Raw genomic sequence first — 16,769 nt, 5'->3', positions numbered from 1 at the left:
CCACAGGTTTTGCATTTGATGGTTATTCCTGAACAGCCTTTTCGACCTTGCTGGACGCCGACCAGACCCGATAACGGACCTCAACGTCCTTGGGCACGTAAAGCACGATCGGCAGCTTACTGTTGTAGCGCAACATGAAGCCGTCGCCGACCACCGGGACGAAGTCCTGTTTGCTTTTGCCATCGGGACAGGCCATCAGCGTACTCATCGGGCCGATCACTTTTTCCAGGCGGTAGAACGGGTAGCCCCATCCCTCGAGGTTCTTCTCATCGAGCATGCCGCCCAGGCGCTGACGATTGCAGTCCACGGTCAAGGTCTTGCCGGCAAGAATCTCGACCTGGTAGTTGCCTTCCTGCTCCTGTGGCGCCAGGTGAATGACTTGCCGTGTAAAGCCGCTTTCGGGCTTGGGGAAGGGGGCAACGTCTTCAAGTTTCGCCGCGTGAGCGACGGTCGAGAGTCCGGCAACTATCAGCCCAACGGTAGTGATGCAGGTCAATGAACCCATGATGCCTCCTTGCGTGTGAGTAGGGTCAGCGGATACTGGATAAAACGGCCGCATTTTTACTGTCGTGCGTCGTCAATGCAAACCGGTCCTCGCCAAAATTGCAATTTGCATCGCCCGAAACCGGCTTTCTTGCATATTGCATGAGGCTGTTTGCAGGCGAGTTGGCTAAACCATTGATTTGCCGATGAGCTGCAGGGCGAAATACCAGGCATGTTTTATGCTGTAGCTGTTCCTTAAAGCTGACCGGTTTTTTTACAGAGTCAGTGTTCGCTGTTTGATGGGCTGTCTCACACTCAGGAGAGGGTCGCCATGTTTCTTTCTGCCTTGGAACTCCGCAACATCGTAGAATGCAGTTTTCTGCCGAAACGTTGTCAATGCACGCTCTCGCCGGACCTGAAAATGACCGTCAAGGTGTATTCGGACGGTGAAACCGATCAATTGGAACTACTGAAAACAGGCATCGATGCCAATTCGCTCAATGGATGTCGGGAAATAAAAGACCTGATCAATGAATTGCGCTCCGACATGGAGCATCAGGCCAACACCCAGACGCTGCACCCCGACAGGCAAGCGCTTTAACTCGCCGTCGTCACATTCCGGGTCTGGCAATAACGCCAGACCCGCGCTCGTTGTTTCTGATCAATTCTGATAACTGCACGCATCGGACAGTTTGCGATACGTGATCTCTGCGGGTTTGCCTGCCGCATCGATGTACTTCATGTCCGCCGTGATGACTTTGCATTCCAGGGTAGAAGGTTCGGTCAGCGCAACCACCTTGGTGACGTGCAGCGGCATGCCGTATTCATAGGGCACCGCTTGCGAAGAAGCGGTGGTGTTGGCCTGGGCCAGCCCGGCAAACCCGGTGCAGGCGAGGGCGGCGGTAACCAGCAAAGTGCGCATGTTCATGAGCGATCTCCAGTGCAGACGGAAAGTCAGCTCGACGTAACGGGCGTCGAGCCTGCCGCACTGGGCGTCAGAAGAACCTGAGGGCGTGCGGTCCAGTAAAGTTTTGGACCGCAGCGTTAAGCGATGGTTAACCGGGCTGAAGGCCGTCTGTCGTGTGTAATGCTTTCACTTAAGAAAATTTTCAGGCAGACAAGAAACAGAAAATCTTCAGGCAGGCAAGAAACCTGTGGCGAGGGGATTCAGCGAAACGTCGCACCGCCCCGTTGGGTCGCGAAGCGGCCCCAGCATTCCGGCCAAAAGACTGGATTGTTCGGATTGGCGACTGCTTCGCAGCCGAACGGGGATGAATCCCCTCGCCACAAATGTGGGTACCCGCGCTTGAGTGAACATCTTTACCCGTTCTGTGGGGATACCCTGTCAGGCGATTCGTTGGGGTAAGAATCGTTGATAGCTTCGGCTTCGTCCTACAAGGATGGATGCTTTGTCGACTTCCGGCAGATGGGGCGTTGCGATTACTGTTTGGGCTCGCTGCAAAATCAGCGAACAGGTTTGGTCACCTGATAACACTTGTGCATAGATGTGCGATCATTCGCGCCGCGGACTTTTGAGTCTTGCAGTGCGTTGCAATGGTGGCTGTGTGCAGGACGCCTTCGGGCGAGCCGTTTGAGTGTTACCGGTTGACCAAGCCTGTACACAGCCGCCTCCATCGTTTGGTCACGGTGCTGGCGATTACTAACTAATACTCGAGTAATTACTATGCCAACGATAAATCCTTTCCCCGATCGCTACCGTCCAATCAAAAGCAGCGTCACCGCCTCATCCCCCTTGATCATCGACACAGAAGCCAACCCCCAAGACATCCTCGAAGCCGCCCTCCAGCGCATCCGCGCCTCCAGTGATTTACTGGAAACGCTCCATATCCAGTGTTTCAAAGACGGTGACGTGCAAGACATTCCGCACATCACCCACGCGCTTTATCTGCTGACGCAGGACGGTTGCGATTTGCTGAAGGTTGCTCAGCAACGGATGTTGAGTTGGAAGGCGCCAATCTGAAGCTGTAGCTGCAAACATTAGCCTGCCTCCTGTGGGCAGGCTTTGAAGCCTCGCCAACCTTCATTCGGCGGGGGCGGGCACTCTGCTTAAAAACAGTTTCAAGCCTTGTTGATACTGTTCCGCGTCCATCGCATCGCTGTGTTTGGGGATGAGGTATGCCTTCCCCGTACGATCCAGTTCGGCACAAGCAACCAGATAGAAATCGTGCTTCTCCCTCACTCGCACAATTTGTCCCCACGCTAAACCGCTCTTGATGCCCTTGGGCCTGATCACGGTGAAACCTTGGTCATCGAGTTGAAGGCGATAAGCTCCTTCAGCAGCTTTAAGGTTTGTGCGCAACCTGGCTTCGATAAGGTGCTGGTTCAGTCCGCGAAAAGTTGTACGCGACTTGGTACGGTTGACGGCAATTCGATCACGCAAATAGCGCAGAAGACGACTAGCGCCGAACCACCAGAGTGGGACCAAAATCACCCCGAACAGAGCTACGGAAATGACCTTCTCGGTTGTGAGCCGGCGATCAGGCAAATAGATTGTAAGCGCGCCGGCAAGAAGGCACAGGACAAACAGCAAAGGCGAGAGCAGGCGGTCCTGCCAACGTTCGTTTGCCTATCTGCTGATCATGCTTGAGCATTTCGCGCTCCAGCAGTTCAGCCAATCGGGACTGGGTAAGTGCGGGGGGTATGGTGAAATGAAGTTCCATGAGTTGAGTTCGACGTCCGTTTCTGAAAAAGGCACTGGCTTAAATATTTGTGATTTTATGGATGACCGTTTCCGACGGGCCATAGTCGCAATCTGCCGCAACGCTTCTTCGCTCAGGGTCACGAATGAACACTGAGCGGAGTTATACAGGGTCTATTCTTCGCCCGACCAATACCAAAGTGTATCTCCCCACTTCGAGTCACTGATGCTCGGCATAGTTTCACCTTGCTGGAAGTGGCGTCTTGAGTTTGCTTGAGCCGGTGTGAACCAATAGCCCGTTTTACTGCAGGGGTCACCGGCAACAACTCGATTAGTCTGTGAGCCCAATGCACCCTTATAGTTTCTAGCATATTCGACCAAAGCTTTCGGATAAACCATATGGTCTATTTTGCTGTCGTCTATGCCGTACAGAAATGCAATAGCTCCCGCCTCTATTGCCCAGTATCCGACGTAATTTCCATTTTCTCCTTGTAGATGCAAGTCGTGCCATGGTGCTTGTTTAAATGCGGGATACCATTGGCTGCAATATTTTTTAAGAAACTTGGCTGCCTCCTCTTTGCTGTCTGCATAGATTGCCTGAACTAAAGGCGAGTAGAGATCGTGAAACCACTGATCAACATCGTGCCTGTTGGGCAGCAACTTGGTAAGTAGATCTTCATATAGAGTGTCATCACCAGCATATCCCGCGTTGTCTATTAACGTTACAAAGCGTTTAAGTAGGTCTGTGCGGTGTAGTAATATACAAAAACCTATGACCTGCACGCATTCTTCATATTGGTAAGGCCAGTCGTCAATTGCTAGTGGGGATATATCAGGAAGGTTTTCGTGCTCCTGTAACTTGGTCTGTCTTATTTCGTATTTTTCAATAAGATCGTCAAGCAGAGGTATTAAATAAACTATTTCTTCCCCTGCCGTGTAAGCAGCAAAAAGTCTGTCCAGTGCAAGCCTTTGCAAATGCCTTGAACGAAGTGCTGCTTCTTCCTCGGGAGAGTCGGATTCAAAAGTGTTTGTCTTCAAAAATTCGAGTACTTCGCCATGCTCTTTTTGGAAGTTTTTGTAGTGGGTTTCACTAAAAAATTTTTGTCGTTTTTTCATTTTCGGTCACGCGTCAATTTTCAGAGAACCTAATACGCCGTATTTTTTGGCTAAGGATTTTTTCCGCTTTTTTCGGGTGGCTTGATCCGGAGGAGGCTGCAGAACTATTACGCTGCATCCCTTTCCATTTAACCAACCGCTTCTCAACAATTCGGACGAGGTTCCCCCTTCGCATACAGGGTACTTAAAGGGCCAGCTCTGACCTACTTCCAAGAGTCGTACGGCACACCAAACTTCTCGACATAGGCTTTGGAAGCCGCTGAAAGGGGCCGGTGGTGACCACCAGACTTACCTTCATACGGGCCACGCGGATCAATCACGGCTTTTACCGTAGTCACCTCGATCGGTGTCATGCAAGGGCCGCCTACCCAGACTCTGGCGATACCTCCTGGGACCAGCCTTATGCCGATTGAATCACGATAACCTGTGATCCATTTCCCATCGGCCGCGCAGAACACTTTCTCCCCCTTGCGCATGATCTCTCGAGTGGCTTCGGGGATTTTTATCACCATCAGGTAGGTTTGCGGTTCGACCAGCGATTGCCAGCGGACATAGATCTGTTGGGGCAAGTCCGCCCCTGTCACACGTTTTCCGCCTCCGGCAGGCCCTCTTTTCGGCCAACCACGTGGATTGCCGGCGTTATTGGGAGGTGCTTGCATTGACGCGATGCCACTCGCCGCACGTTGAAACACATGGTCCTGAATGTCGACGACATCGGCTGTTTCGATCCAGACCTCCATGTAATCAGGAGCCGAGAACCCCAGAGTCCATGCTTTGTAAGGCATTGAGCTACTGCTAGCAAATGTGCAGCCACTGAGCAGAAAAACGACAAGAGCGATACGGATAGAATTACTCATTAGGATGCACCGTGCGCACAGAGTTTTCGTCTGGTCGATTAATGAAGACGATATTCAGATCGCTATTATTTCGACTTTTAGCGGCGTTCCAGTTATCGGAGATATGAACATAACGCTGGAACAGCACTTCCTCCTCTTGCGAGGTTAGCCCAGCTGTTTTGCTTTTCCCCTGAGCGTAGGCGTAGATCTTCCAGATCTGGCGCGGATGCGATGGAAGCGGCACCAGCCAATCGGGACTGGGTAAGTGCGGGGGTTATGGTGGAATGAAGTTCCATGAGTTGAGTTCGACGTCCGTTTCTGAAAAATGCACTGGCTTAAATATTTGTGATTTTATGGATGACCGTTTCCGACGGGCCATAGTCGCGATCTGCCGCAACGCTTCTTCGCTCAGGGTCACGAATGAACACTGAGCGGAGTTATACAGGGTCTATTCTTCTCCCGACCAATACCAAATAGTATCGCCCCATTTCGAGTCGCGGATGGTCGGCATGATTTCGCTCTGCTCGAAGTAGCGACGAGAGTTGGCCTGTGCTGGTGTAAACCAGTAACCCGCTTTAGGGCAAACCTTGCCCGCGTCTACGCGCGCAACTTGGGATGGATCTGTGGCTCGGTAGTTCCTCGCATATTCGACTAGGTCCTTTGGGTAGACCATGTGATCGATTTTGCTGTCGTCTATGCCATATAGGAACGCAATGGCTCCTGCTTCGATAGCCCAATAACCTACATAGTTTCCTTCCTCACCCTGATGGTGAGTGTCATGCCAAGGAGCTTGTTTGAAAGCTGGGTACCATTGGCTGCAATACTTTTTTAGATACTTGGTCGCCTCTTCTTTCGTTTTAGCATAAATCGCTTGGACTAAAGGCGAATAAACATCGTGATACCACTGATCTATATCATGCCTGCCAGGCAGGACTTTGCAGAGTAAGTCTTCGTATAGCGTATCGTCGCCTGCATATCCCGCGCCGTCTATTAATTTCACGAACCGCTTAAGCAGATCTGTGCGATGTAGCAGGATACAAAAGCCGATTACTTGTACGCACTCTTCATATTCGTGTGGCCAGTCGTCTATCGAGAGTGGCGATATATCCGTAGAATGTTCCGATTGCGCTAGTTTTGCCTGTCTGATTTCGTACTTGTCAACGAGATCTTCCAGCAGGGGCACGAGAGAGGCTATTTCCTCTCCTGCAGTGTATGCAGCGGTCAGCTTACGGAGTGCTAAGCGCTGGAAAAATCTTGAGCGCAGTGTTGCTTCGCCTTCGGGCGCGTCTGATTTAAATGTATTTGTTTTGAAGAATTCTGTTACTTCGTCATGTTCTCTCAAGAAATTTTTGTAATGGTTTTCGCTATAAAATTTCTGTCTTCTGATCATTTTTATGCCTCCAGCTTAAGCGAATCTAACGCACCATGTTTTTTGATTAGCGATTTTTTACGCTTGTTAACGAAGGCTTTAACTTCCTGTTCAGCATAGTGAAAGGCTTTGTGGTTTTGATGAGCGGATTCTTCGGTGTTATTAAGTCGGGCGCTGGCATGTTCTTTCGGGCTTAGGCTTTCATGATATAGAGGTGTGTAAAATAAATGGCGACTGTAGGAGTTAATTACTTGGCCATACAAAAAAATACCAGAAACGGCTTTCTCCAAATTATCTTCAATCCATTGGTCGCTCATTTGTACCACTACTCTTTTGTCTTTCTTAGGCGCGTGAGTTTCACCTTTAGTTGTCTTGGGGTTATTTTTCCCAGTGCTTATTTTGTTTTTCTTTCCCTTGGTAGTATCAGCTCCATCACTGTCAATAGGTTCTAATAGTTCGCTCGGGTCAGTCAAGCCAGACACCCCTAGTCTCGAACCAATTCCAGGTTTACGCGTATTGTTCGGCTTACGCATAAATTTCGGCGCATCTTCATCTTTACTCGCCTTCGCCTCAACAATGGCAAATTTTTCGCCGCCATTATTGGCCGGGTTCGCTCGCCAAACCGCATCTATCCCCGTTCCGTTAGCGCCATCAGACAGTTTGTAGAGAACGTGCTTCGCCTTAGGACTCCCACCCGCAGAAAGCTTCCCCGATTTACTCGCACTCGGCACACCCTCAAGCCACTTCCCATCCGCCCCCTTATCATGCCCATCCCAATCCTTGCCCCAGCCAAACTCCACCGCGCAGATGTAGTCGGCGATGTGCTCCCCACTAACCCCCAGCCCTTCATTCAAAATACTGGCAGGCGCCTGAAGGCCAACTTTGGAGGCTTCAACCTGGTTGGAATGGGTGCCGCTCGCACCCTCGGTGCCATTTGCCGCAACAGCCGAGTCTTTGCTGGCAGGCTTTTCCGCTTTTTTCGGGTGGCTTGATCCGGAGGAGGCTGCAGAACTATTACGCTGCATCCCTTTCCATTTAACCAACCGCTTCTCAACAATCCCCACCATGGCCGGCATGTTGTCGCGGGAGGCGGCGAGGACGGTGACGACGGATGTTTTCGCCCAGTTAGGAAGGCTCTGGAATGTAGAGGAGCCTTTCACGCCGGTAATGATCTCGTCGAGTTCAGCACGCAGTTTTCCTGCATCGAATATCTGTTTGAGCAGTTCTTCCGGGCTGGTTTTAACTCCGCACTCTTGCAGTACGAAGCGAAGCAGGTCGAACAACACCGGGGCGTAGCGTTGCGGGTCTTTGTTGACGATTCGCAAGCTCTTCTTCAGGCCGTCACCCGGGCCGGGCACCCAGCCGATGACGGCCATCAACAGGTCAAATTGTGCGTCTTCCTTGCCATCCGTCGACTCTGCGTTGTAGAGGACGATGGAGGATTCGATCGTGTCGTAGGCGTCGATGGCTTGACCTAGAAATGGCACGGCGCCGAGCGCGATGCCTTTGGCCAGTTCAACCGCGGCCTCTTGATAGGCGGCGCTACGGTCTTCGCCTCCGTCGTTTGCGCTCTCAGCTACTGCCTCGCTCATGTCAGCCTCCCTGCGGCTTTCTCCACCAATGCTTGTAAATCAACCAGGTCCGGGTCCAGACCGAGCTTGCGTAAATCTTCGTTAACCTTTTCGTCCGAGTTCTGCACCACCGTTACGCTTTCACGGTTGAACGGCCTTGGATCCTCGCCGTAGTAAACCTTGGCCGGTCCTTTCGGGACGTCCTCCAACCGGGCGAAGCCGTCGTCATCCAGCACGCCTTCACGCGTGGACCCGTCTGCAAAGTCAACGCGATACGACGCACCCGGCACCGGCTCAAGGTTGTCGTAATGCAGGTTCAATTCCAGCCAGGTCGGATTGGCCTTGGCTTGTTTCATCAGCTGCCCGGCGATATCGGCAGCGGCGAGGCCCGGAATAAGCGGAGCAAGGATTCCAATCCCTGTTCCCACACCCGGCGCACCCCCCGAGTTGGCTTTCACCTCAGCACCACTAATGGTCACGCCACCCGCATCGACCTTGACGAAACTCCCCCCAGCCTTGGCCGTCAGTTCCATTCCGCCTTCAACCACGACCTTGTTGCCGGCGTTATAGTGAATCTCCTGCCCAGCTTCTACGAACTGCGCCGTCCCCACCTTCACATGCTGAGTCACGCCCACAGTCAGGTGATCGTCCGCCCGCGCTTCAGTCTTGCGATCCAGATGCGTGATCCGGTGCTCTTCAACCTTGAACTCACTGAAAACCTTGGCCTCAACCGTGTCATGCCGCTCGTTGCCGATGCGGATTTTCTGGTCGTGCTCGATGTTCTCATCCCAGTCGCGCTGGGCGTGCAGGTAGATCTGTTCCGCGCCTTTTTTGTCTTCGATGCGAAATTCGTTGTAGCCCTTGCCGCCCGGGGAGCTGAGGGTCTTGAAGGTGCTGCGGGTTTTGTTCGCCGGCAGGTCGTAGGGGACGACGTTTTCCTTGTGGTACAGGCAGCCGGTGATCAGCGGTTGGTCGGGGTCGCCTTCGAGGAAGGTGACGAGCACTTCCATGCCTACGCGGGGGATGGCAATGCCGCCGTAGGCGCTGCCGGCCCAGCCGGTGGCGACGCGCAGCCAGCAGCTGGTCTTGTCGTTGGCCTGGCCGTCGCGGTCCCAGTGGAATTGCACTTTGACGCGGCCGTACTCGTCGCAGTGAATCTCTTCGCCGGGCGGGCCGGTAACGATGGCGGTCTGGCTGCCGAGGACTTGCGGTTTCGGGTGTTCGAGGGCAGGGCGGTAGTGCGCGTCCCACGGCGTGGCGAGGAAGCGGTTGCGGTAGCCCTGATGGAAATCGTCTTTGTTCTGGGTGACGTCGCTGGTGACGTTTTCGCCCAGCACTTGCGGTTGTTTGCCTTCGTGGACCACTTCCAGCAGCAGCCAGAGGTCGTTCCATTCGGCGCGCGGGTGTTCGCTCAGGGCCATGAAGTGGCCGCTGACCAGTGTCGGTTGATCGCCTTTGCCTTCCGCGAGTTTGTAGTCGCTACGGTGGCGCTCAAGGGCGCGGGTTGCCAATTGCTTGCCGCGGGCACGGTCGGTGAAACGGCCGGGGTAGTCGTAGTCTTCCAGGTCCGGGGAGAATGCGCTGGAAGCTGCGCCTTCCGGGAGGATGCGGGGTTTTTCGAAATCGTAATCGCGACGACTGACGCGGGTGGTGCGGGTTTCCAGGCGCAGGTTGAAGCGCTTGATCACCGGTTTCTCGGCGGCCATGCCCGAGTCTTGCTGATAGGCCACGGGCGCCAGTTTGCGGAACACCGTCTGGTCGTCGCCGAATACCAGTTTGTGGCCGCTGCTGCTGTGCTGGAAATGGAAGTGGATGCCTTCTTCTTCGCACAGGCGCTGGATGAAATGCAGGTCGGATTCGTCGTACTGCACGCAGTAGACGCGCTCCGGGTAGATCGCGCCGAGCTGGAAGCTGTAGGCGTCGGCGAGGATGCCACGGGCTTCGAGCACCTGGGCGATGATCTTCGGCACCGTCAAGTGCTGGAAGATCTGCTGGTCATGGTTATGCCGCAGGTACGCCAGTTGCGGCACCAGGCTGATGCTGTAGCGGGTCAGGCTTTTGCCGGAGTCGCCTTGCTCGATGCGATAGACCAGCCCGTGAATGATGCCTTTGCCGGTGGCGCCGAAGGTCAGGCAGCCGCGCTTGTGCAGCAACTCTTCGAGCTTCAGGTCGGGGCTTGCGCTGACCAGTTCGATGTCAAAACAGAAGGGCTGATTGAGGGCTTCGCGACCGACGAAACTGAGTACCTGAAGGTCAACGGAAACGCCTTCCAGCGTGAGGGAAATATGGGTTGCGTTTGCGTCCAGCATGCCTTGAATTCCGTCCTTTGGATAAGCAGATGCGGATGGTGCAGGATTAAACCTGCTGGTTCAAGGCGCAAATGCCGTAGGCGGTGAGGCAGGGCAGCATCGGGGAAACCCTTAATGGCGCAGTTCAGGCCAATGGAAACGGGCGTTTTCGTTGGCCGGGCGGGCGAACGCTTCTTTGCCGGTGCACGCATTCGTTTTCAGCGCCTGACAGAAAGCCATCGCTAGCAGGCTAGCGCCCACAGTAGATCTTCGGTGAACACAGATTTTGTATTCGGTATCGATTCAATGTGGGAGCAGCTAACCTGCTAGCGATGAGGCCCTCACATTCAGCGCAAATTCAACTGCTGCCGATATGGCAAATCCGGCCCGGTCTTGCTGCACGTCAGCGCCGCCGCCTGCACCGCGAACTTCAACATCTCGTCGATCTGCTCGCGCGCAAGCGATTGCACACCTTCCACCGAATCCAGATGATGCTCGGTCAACCACGTAATCAACGCCGCCTGGAACGTATCGCCAGCCCCCACGGTGTCGGCAATCTTCACCGAACAGGCCGGCACCGACCACGAGCCATGGTGGCGGCTGAACACCGTCGCACCCTCGCCACCACGGGTCAGGAATACCAACTGACAGCGATGCTGCAACCAGCCTTCAATCACTCGCTGCGGATCCTGCTCGGGATATAACAGGCTCAAGTCCTCATCGCTGACTTTGATCAGGTCGGCCAGCACGACCAGCGTGGCCACGCGCGTACGCCAGAGATCGATGTTCGGTTCAGGATTGAGTCGCACGTTGGGATCGAGACTGATCAGACGCTTGCCACTCTCGCGCTGGACCAAGGCCAGCAACGTGTCGGCAATCGGCTGCACCACCAGCGAGAACGAGCCGATGTGCAAGCCGCGCACTTCCGCGCCCAGTTGCGGCAGATGTTCCGGTTTCAACTGTCGGTCCGCGCAGCCTTCGCCACGAAAACTATAATGCGGCGAGCCATTGGCGCCGACCGCGACCATCGCAAGGGTGGTCGGTGCCGCGAAATCCACCAGGTAATCCGCACGCACACCTTCATTTCGCAACACTTGCTGCAAACGCCGGCCAAGGTAGTCGGTCGATAACCCGGCAAACAGCGCCGCATCCACACCGAGCCGGCGCAAACCGACCGCGACGTTGAACGGCGAGCCACCGGCAATCGCCTTGAAATTCACTGTTGAAGCCAGGCCGCTGGCGTCGTCTTCACTGAAGAAATCGAACAGCGCTTCGCCACACACCAGGTACATAGTTGTTCACTCTCTAAAGGGTTGCGACATGCTGTTGATAGCGTTCATAGGCCTGCTGACAGGCTGCCACGTTTGCTGCGATCGGCAAGGTTTCGCTGGCGAGGTCGAGCTTCACGCAACGCTCGCACAGGTCCGCCAGGCTGTCTTCGTGGCCGTTTGCCCAGGATTTGCACCACGCGGCCTGAATCGCCGCGCCGAGGGCGGCGGCTTCGCTTTGTTCGGTGCAGATCACCGGAGTGTTCATGATGTCGGCGACGATCTGCCGCCATACCGGACTTTTCGAGCCGCCGCCGATCAGGCAGATGCGCAGGCTTTGTAAGCCATTCTGGCGCAGCAGGTCCAGCCCGTAACGCAAACCGAACGTCGTGCCTTCGACCACGGCGCGACACAGGTTGGCTTGCGTCAGGTTCGTCATGGTCAAGCCGAGCAAACTGCCGGTGGCATGGGGCAGGGCGGGGACGCGTTCGCCGTTGAGAAACGGCAGCATGCACACGCCTTCGGCGCCGATCGGCGCTTGCGCAACGAGGTGGTTGAATTGCTCGATATCCAGCGCGAACAAATCTCGAATCATCCCGGTGGCGTTGGTCAGGTTCATGGTGCAGATCAGCGGCAACCAGCCACCGCTGGAGGCACAGAACGTCGCGACCGAGGCGTCCGGGCTGACTTTGGGTTGATCAGCATAGGCATACACCGTGCCTGAGGAACCGAGGCTCATGGTGATCGCGCCGGGTCGGATGTTACCGGTGCCGATGGCGCCCATCATGTTGTCGCCACCGCCGCTGGACACCAGCGCCTCGGGGTTGATGCCCAAGTGTTCGGCGATGTCCGGCAGGAGCGTGCCGACCGCTTGATGGGCGTCGATCAGCTCCGGCAGCGCGGCTTGCAAACGCCCGCTGGGGTCGATGTCGCGCAACAGTTGCAAGTCCCACTGGCGAGTGCGCACGTTGAAATAACCGGTGCCCGAGGCGTCGCCGTACTCGCTGCAACTGCGGCCCGTGAGCCAATGGTTGAGGTAGTCGTGGGGTAACAGGATGCGGGCGATCCGGGAAAAAACCTCCGGGTACTGTTCTTTGGTCCAAAGCAGTTTTGACACCGTGTAACCTGGTGCGATGAGCACGCCGAGGCGTTCCAGCGAGCCTTTTTCGCCGCCGAGATGAGCGAGCAGGCGGTCGTTTTCCGCGGTAGTTTCTGTGTCGCACCAGAGTTTGGCGGGGCGTAGCACTTGGCCTTGATCGTCGAGCAGGACCAGACCGTGTTGCTGGCCGGAGACGCCAATGCCGAGGATCTGCTGGCCGTCGACGTTGGCAGCAAGCAAGGCTCGGCGAGTCGCTGAAGTGAACGCTTCAAGCCATTGCGATGTGTCCTGCTCGCGGCGGCCATTGGTGCCGCTGATCAACGTATGCGCGGCGGCGCCCTGGCCGAGGACCCGACCGCTGACCGCATCGAGGACGATGGCTTTGGTGCCTTGGGTGCCGCAGTCGATGCCGAGGAATAATTGTTGGTTTGCCATGGGCGGTCCTTGCTGTGTCAGTTCGATATCAGCGTATTCAACCTGTCGGGAGGCTGTCAGGCAGCCATCGAGGGCAGTAGTTTCACCATTAAGCCAGCACCCGCTCCAGCGTCCGCGTCACACCCACCTCTCGCAAGCTATTGCAGCACCATTCAAACGCCGCCACAAACTCGGCTGAATGCGGAATCGCCGAGCCAAAAATTTCCTCCACCGCCAGTAACCGCTGGGTAATCAACGCATTATCCGCCACCAGCGCCTGGCAAAACGCGGCGCGTGGATCGGGAATCGAGTAGGTATCACCATTCTCATCCACCCCCTTCAAATACAACGCCCAGGCCGCCACGACCAACGCCGCACGTTTGGTCTCCCGGCCATCGGCAATCAGTCGGTTGATCGTCGGAATGGTGAACTTCGGAAACTTCGACGAACCGTCCGAACACACTCGCTCCAGCTGATCGGCAATCGCCTGATTGGAGAAACGCTCGACCAGTGTGTTCTTGTACTCGGTCAGGTCGATCCCGGGAACGGACGACAGCTGCGGTGTCACGTCCAGGTCCATGTAGGCGCGCATGTAGCGCACAAACAGGGGGTCGTTCATGGTCTCGTGAACAAAGCGATATCCCTTCAGGAACCCGAGATACGTCAGTGCCAGGTGACTGCCGTTGAGCAGTTTGATTTTCATCTCTTCGTACGGCGTCACATCATCGGTGAATTGCACGCCGACCTTCTCCCAGGCCGGACGCCCGTTGACGAACCTGTCTTCCAGCACCCACTGCACAAACGGCTCGCAGACCACCGGCCAGGCATCGTCGACGGCATGCTTGTCGTGCAATTGCAGCTTGTGTTCGGTGCTGGTCATTGGCGTGATGCGGTCCACCATGGCATTCGGAAAGCTCACGTGCCCGGCGATCCAGTCGCGCAAGTCCGTATCGCGTAAAGCGGCGAAGGCCAGCAGGGCTTTGCGAGTGACTGCGCCGTTGTGCGGCAGGTTATCGCAGGACATCAAGGTGAACGCCGGGATGCTGGCTGCGCGGCGTTTGGCCAACGCGGCACAGAGGAAACCGAACACCGTTTTCGGCGAGTCCGGGTGCGCCAGATCGTGCTGGATCTGCGGCAGGTGGGCCATGAATTCGCCGTTGCTGTCGTCGATGCAGTAACCGCCTTCGGTGATGGTCAGCGAGACGATACGGATCTCGGGACTGGCGAGTTTGTCGATCAGCGCTTGCGCGCCGTCCTCGGCCAGCAGCATGTCGCGGATCGCGCCGATGACCCGGACTTCGGTGTCGTCGGTGTCACCGAGTTCAAACAGGGTGAACAGGTAATCCTGCTCCTTCAGATCATCCCGGGCGCGGCGATCTTCAGCGCGCAGGCCGACGCCGCAAATCGCCCAGTCCAGGCCTTCGCCCGTGTTCATCAAGGCGTCGGTGTAATACGCCTGATGGGCGCGGTGAAAACCGCCGACGCCGATGTGCGCGATGCCTTGGCGGGTGTCGCTCAGGGCGTAGGCGGGCAGGACCACTTCGGGTGCGAGGTGCTGCAGGTTCTGTTTATTGAGTTTCATCACAGGCTCTCTGAAGTCAGGCCGCAGCGCGCAACGGACGGGTCAACGCCACGCCGTCGGCATCGAATAAATGGCAGTGCTCGGCGTCCAGGTGCAGGCTCAGGGTTTCGCCGTAGCGGCTGGCGAGGTCGCCGCGAACGCGCATGGTTAGCGCTTCACCGGACGCGGTCAGCACGTGGCAGAAGGTGTCGCTGCCCAGGCGCTCGCTGACGTCGGCGGTGACTTGCAAGGTACAGTCGCCGGTTTGCGCCAGTTCCAGATGTTCCGGGCGAATGCCCAGGGTCACCGCGCCGCCGACGCTCAGGTTGGCGCCGCTCAATGGCAAGGTGATGCGGGTGCCGGCATCGAGCGCCACTTCGCAGCTTTGGCTGTCGACACGGGTGACTTTGGCCTTGAGGAAGCCCATTTTCGGCGTGCCGAGAAAGCCTGCGACAAAAAGGTTGGCCGGCTGGTGATACAGATCCAGTGGCGAACCGACCTGTTCGATCTTGCCGCCATTCAACACCACCACTTTGTCGGCCATGGTCATGGCTTCCACCTGGTCGTGAGTCACGTAGATCATCGTGGCTTGCAGCTCCTTGTGCAGGCGCAGCAGTTCCAGACGCATCTGCACGCGCAGGGCAGCATCAAGGTTGGACAGCGGTTCGTCGAACAGGAAGATTTTCGGGTTGCGCACGATGGCGCGGCCGATGGCCACGCGTTGACGCTGGCCGCCCGACAGCTGTTTCGGTTTGCGCTCCAGCATCGGCCCGAGCTCGAGGATACGCGCCGCTTCGCCGACTTTTTTCTCGACTTCGGCTTTGGGTACGCCCGCCAGATCGAGGGCGAACGACATGTTTTTGCGCACGCTCATGTGCGGGTACAGGGCGTAGGTCTGGAACACCATCGCCAGGTCTCGCTTGGCCGGGCTGACTTCGGTGATGTCGCGGCCATCGAGTTCGATGGTGCCGCCGCTGACTTCTTCCAGGCCGGCGATCAACCGCAGCAGCGTGGATTTACCGCAGCCTGACGGGCCGACGAAGACCACGAATTCCTTGTCGTTCACTTCCAGGTCGATGCCTTTGATGATGGAAAAGCCTTCAAAGCCTTTTTGCAGATTCTTGATTTTCAGGTTAGCCATGGTGGTGGGCCTCCGCTTGTTATTTTTAAGATCAAAAGATCGCAGCCTGCGGCAGCTCCTACAGGAGATTTATGCCGATACGACGTCCCGCGCAGGAGCTGCCGAAGGCTGCGATCTTTTGCTTTTCAATGTTCATTTCACTGCACCAAACGACAGGCCGCGGACCAGTTGTTTCTGGCTGATCCAGCCGAAGATCAGGATCGGCGCGCAGGCCAGCGTGGACACCGCCGACAACTTGGCCCAGAACAGGCCTTCGGGACTTGAGTACGAAGCGATCAGCGCGGTCAGTGGCGCGGCTTTCGACGAGGTCAGGTTCAACGACCAGAACGCCTCGTTCCAGCACAGGATCAACGACAGCAGCACTGTGGAAGCCAGACCGCCCTTGGCGATCGGCAACAGCACCCGGACCATTTCCTGCCACAGCGTGGCGCCGTCGAGGCGTGCGGCTTCGAGGATGTCTTTGGGGATGTCCTTGAAGTAGGTGTAAATCATCCAGACCACGATCGGCAGGTTGATCAGCGTGTAGATCACGATCAGCGCGATCCGCGTGTCGAGCAGGCCAAAGCTCTTGGCCAGCAAGTAGATCGGCATCAGCACGCCCACCGGCGGCAGCATCTTGGTGGAGAGCATCCACAGCAGTGTGCCTTTGGTGCGCTGGGTTTCGTAGAACGCCATCGAGTAGGCTGCAGGCACCGCGATCAGCAGGCACAGGGCCGTGGCGCTGAAGGAGATCACCACCGAGTTCCAGGCAAAACTGAAGTAATCGCTGCGCTCGTTGATGTGCAGGTAGTTCTCCAGCGTCGGCGTGAAGATGAACTGCGGCGGCGTGGCGAACGCGTCGATCTCGGTTTTGAAGCTGGTCAGCACCATCCAGAAAATCGGGAAGAAGATCAGGATCGCGATGGCCCAGGCCAGGGTGCCAAGCAGCAGGCTTTGCAGGCGACGGGATTGTTGAAGGGTCATG

The 16,769-nt window shown here is 56.2% G+C and carries 15 protein-coding genes; 2 read left to right on the top strand and 13 right to left on the bottom strand.

Features of this window, described 5'->3' with window-relative positions:
- Positions 1 to 22: 22 nt before the first annotated feature.
- Positions 23 to 505: a serine protease inhibitor ecotin gene (eco, locus tag ACM6IQ_RS14275; protein WP_017338711.1), complete on the bottom strand. Its 483-nt coding sequence runs from the start codon at positions 503 to 505 to the stop codon at positions 23 to 25.
- Positions 506 to 814: 309 nt separating this feature from the next.
- Between eco and ACM6IQ_RS14270 the strand changes: the two genes are divergently transcribed.
- The gene (locus ACM6IQ_RS14270) at positions 815 to 1,084 is read left to right on the top strand and encodes a DUF1652 domain-containing protein (RefSeq protein WP_414879118.1); all 270 of its coding nucleotides are present in this window, start codon (positions 815 to 817) and stop codon (positions 1,082 to 1,084) included.
- Between the two features lie 60 nt (positions 1,085 to 1,144).
- Here ACM6IQ_RS14270 and ACM6IQ_RS14265 read toward each other — a convergent pair whose 3' ends face one another.
- Positions 1,145 to 1,411, bottom strand: coding sequence for a DUF2790 domain-containing protein (locus tag ACM6IQ_RS14265; protein ID WP_414879117.1), 267 nt, complete (start codon positions 1,409 to 1,411; stop codon positions 1,145 to 1,147).
- A 756-nt stretch (positions 1,412 to 2,167) separates the two neighbouring features.
- On the opposite strand from ACM6IQ_RS14265, the gene ACM6IQ_RS14260 reads away from it, so the two are divergent.
- Positions 2,168 to 2,464, top strand: coding sequence for a hypothetical protein (locus ACM6IQ_RS14260; protein WP_414879116.1), 297 nt, complete (start codon positions 2,168 to 2,170; stop codon positions 2,462 to 2,464).
- Between the two features lie 60 nt (positions 2,465 to 2,524).
- Here ACM6IQ_RS14260 and ACM6IQ_RS14255 read toward each other — a convergent pair whose 3' ends face one another.
- From ACM6IQ_RS14255 to ACM6IQ_RS14205, 11 genes are all read right to left on the bottom strand, one after another.
- Positions 2,525 to 3,034 carry a YcxB family protein gene (locus tag ACM6IQ_RS14255; protein WP_414879115.1) on the bottom strand — a complete coding sequence of 170 codons (510 nt, stop codon included), beginning with the start codon at positions 3,032 to 3,034 and terminating at the stop codon, positions 2,525 to 2,527.
- Positions 3,035 to 3,316: 282 nt separating this feature from the next.
- Positions 3,317 to 4,258, bottom strand: a complete 942-nt coding sequence (locus ACM6IQ_RS14250) for a PoNe immunity protein domain-containing protein (RefSeq protein WP_414879114.1) — start codon at positions 4,256 to 4,258, stop codon at positions 3,317 to 3,319.
- A 203-nt stretch (positions 4,259 to 4,461) separates the two neighbouring features.
- Positions 4,462 to 5,115, bottom strand: a complete 654-nt coding sequence (locus ACM6IQ_RS14245) for a DUF2931 family protein (RefSeq protein ID WP_017338719.1) — start codon at positions 5,113 to 5,115, stop codon at positions 4,462 to 4,464.
- A gap of 427 nt (positions 5,116 to 5,542) precedes the next feature.
- Positions 5,543 to 6,484 carry a PoNe immunity protein domain-containing protein gene (locus ACM6IQ_RS14240; protein WP_414879113.1) on the bottom strand — a complete coding sequence of 314 codons (942 nt, stop codon included), beginning with the start codon at positions 6,482 to 6,484 and terminating at the stop codon, positions 5,543 to 5,545.
- 2 nt (positions 6,485 to 6,486) lie between these two features.
- On the bottom strand, positions 6,487 to 8,055 hold the full coding sequence (locus tag ACM6IQ_RS14235) for a hypothetical protein (RefSeq protein ID WP_414879112.1): 1,569 nt from the start codon (positions 8,053 to 8,055) through the stop codon (positions 6,487 to 6,489).
- Positions 8,052 to 10,343 carry a type VI secretion system tip protein TssI/VgrG gene (tssI, locus tag ACM6IQ_RS14230; RefSeq protein WP_414879111.1) on the bottom strand — a complete coding sequence of 764 codons (2,292 nt, stop codon included), beginning with the start codon at positions 10,341 to 10,343 and terminating at the stop codon, positions 8,052 to 8,054. Before tssI ends, ACM6IQ_RS14235 begins: the two co-directional genes overlap by 4 nt.
- A 326-nt stretch (positions 10,344 to 10,669) precedes the next feature.
- A complete protein-coding gene (locus tag ACM6IQ_RS14225) occupies positions 10,670 to 11,614 on the bottom strand; it encodes a carbohydrate kinase family protein (protein WP_414879110.1) in 945 nt (314 codons plus the stop codon).
- 13 nt (positions 11,615 to 11,627) lie between these two features.
- Positions 11,628 to 13,124: a xylulokinase gene (xylB, locus tag ACM6IQ_RS14220; RefSeq protein WP_414879109.1), complete on the bottom strand. Its 1,497-nt coding sequence runs from the start codon at positions 13,122 to 13,124 to the stop codon at positions 11,628 to 11,630.
- 88 nt (positions 13,125 to 13,212) lie between these two features.
- A complete protein-coding gene (locus ACM6IQ_RS14215) occupies positions 13,213 to 14,685 on the bottom strand; it encodes a mannitol dehydrogenase family protein (RefSeq protein ID WP_414879108.1) in 1,473 nt (490 codons plus the stop codon).
- 16 nt (positions 14,686 to 14,701) lie between these two features.
- Positions 14,702 to 15,805, bottom strand: coding sequence for an ABC transporter ATP-binding protein (locus ACM6IQ_RS14210; protein WP_414879107.1), 1,104 nt, complete (start codon positions 15,803 to 15,805; stop codon positions 14,702 to 14,704).
- A 132-nt stretch (positions 15,806 to 15,937) separates the two neighbouring features.
- Positions 15,938 to 16,768 (bottom strand): carbohydrate ABC transporter permease, encoded by an 831-nt coding sequence (locus ACM6IQ_RS14205; protein WP_007936731.1) that lies wholly within the window; start codon positions 16,766 to 16,768, stop codon positions 15,938 to 15,940.
- Position 16,769: the final 1 nt, after the last annotated feature.

It is taken from the genome of Pseudomonas sp. IT-P100 (assembly GCF_949767185.1).
Classification (GTDB): domain Bacteria; phylum Pseudomonadota; class Gammaproteobacteria; order Pseudomonadales; family Pseudomonadaceae; genus Aquipseudomonas; species Aquipseudomonas fluorescens_B.
Note: the sequence above shows the minus strand (reverse complement) of the source record. Positions and strands in the feature narration are given on the sequence as shown.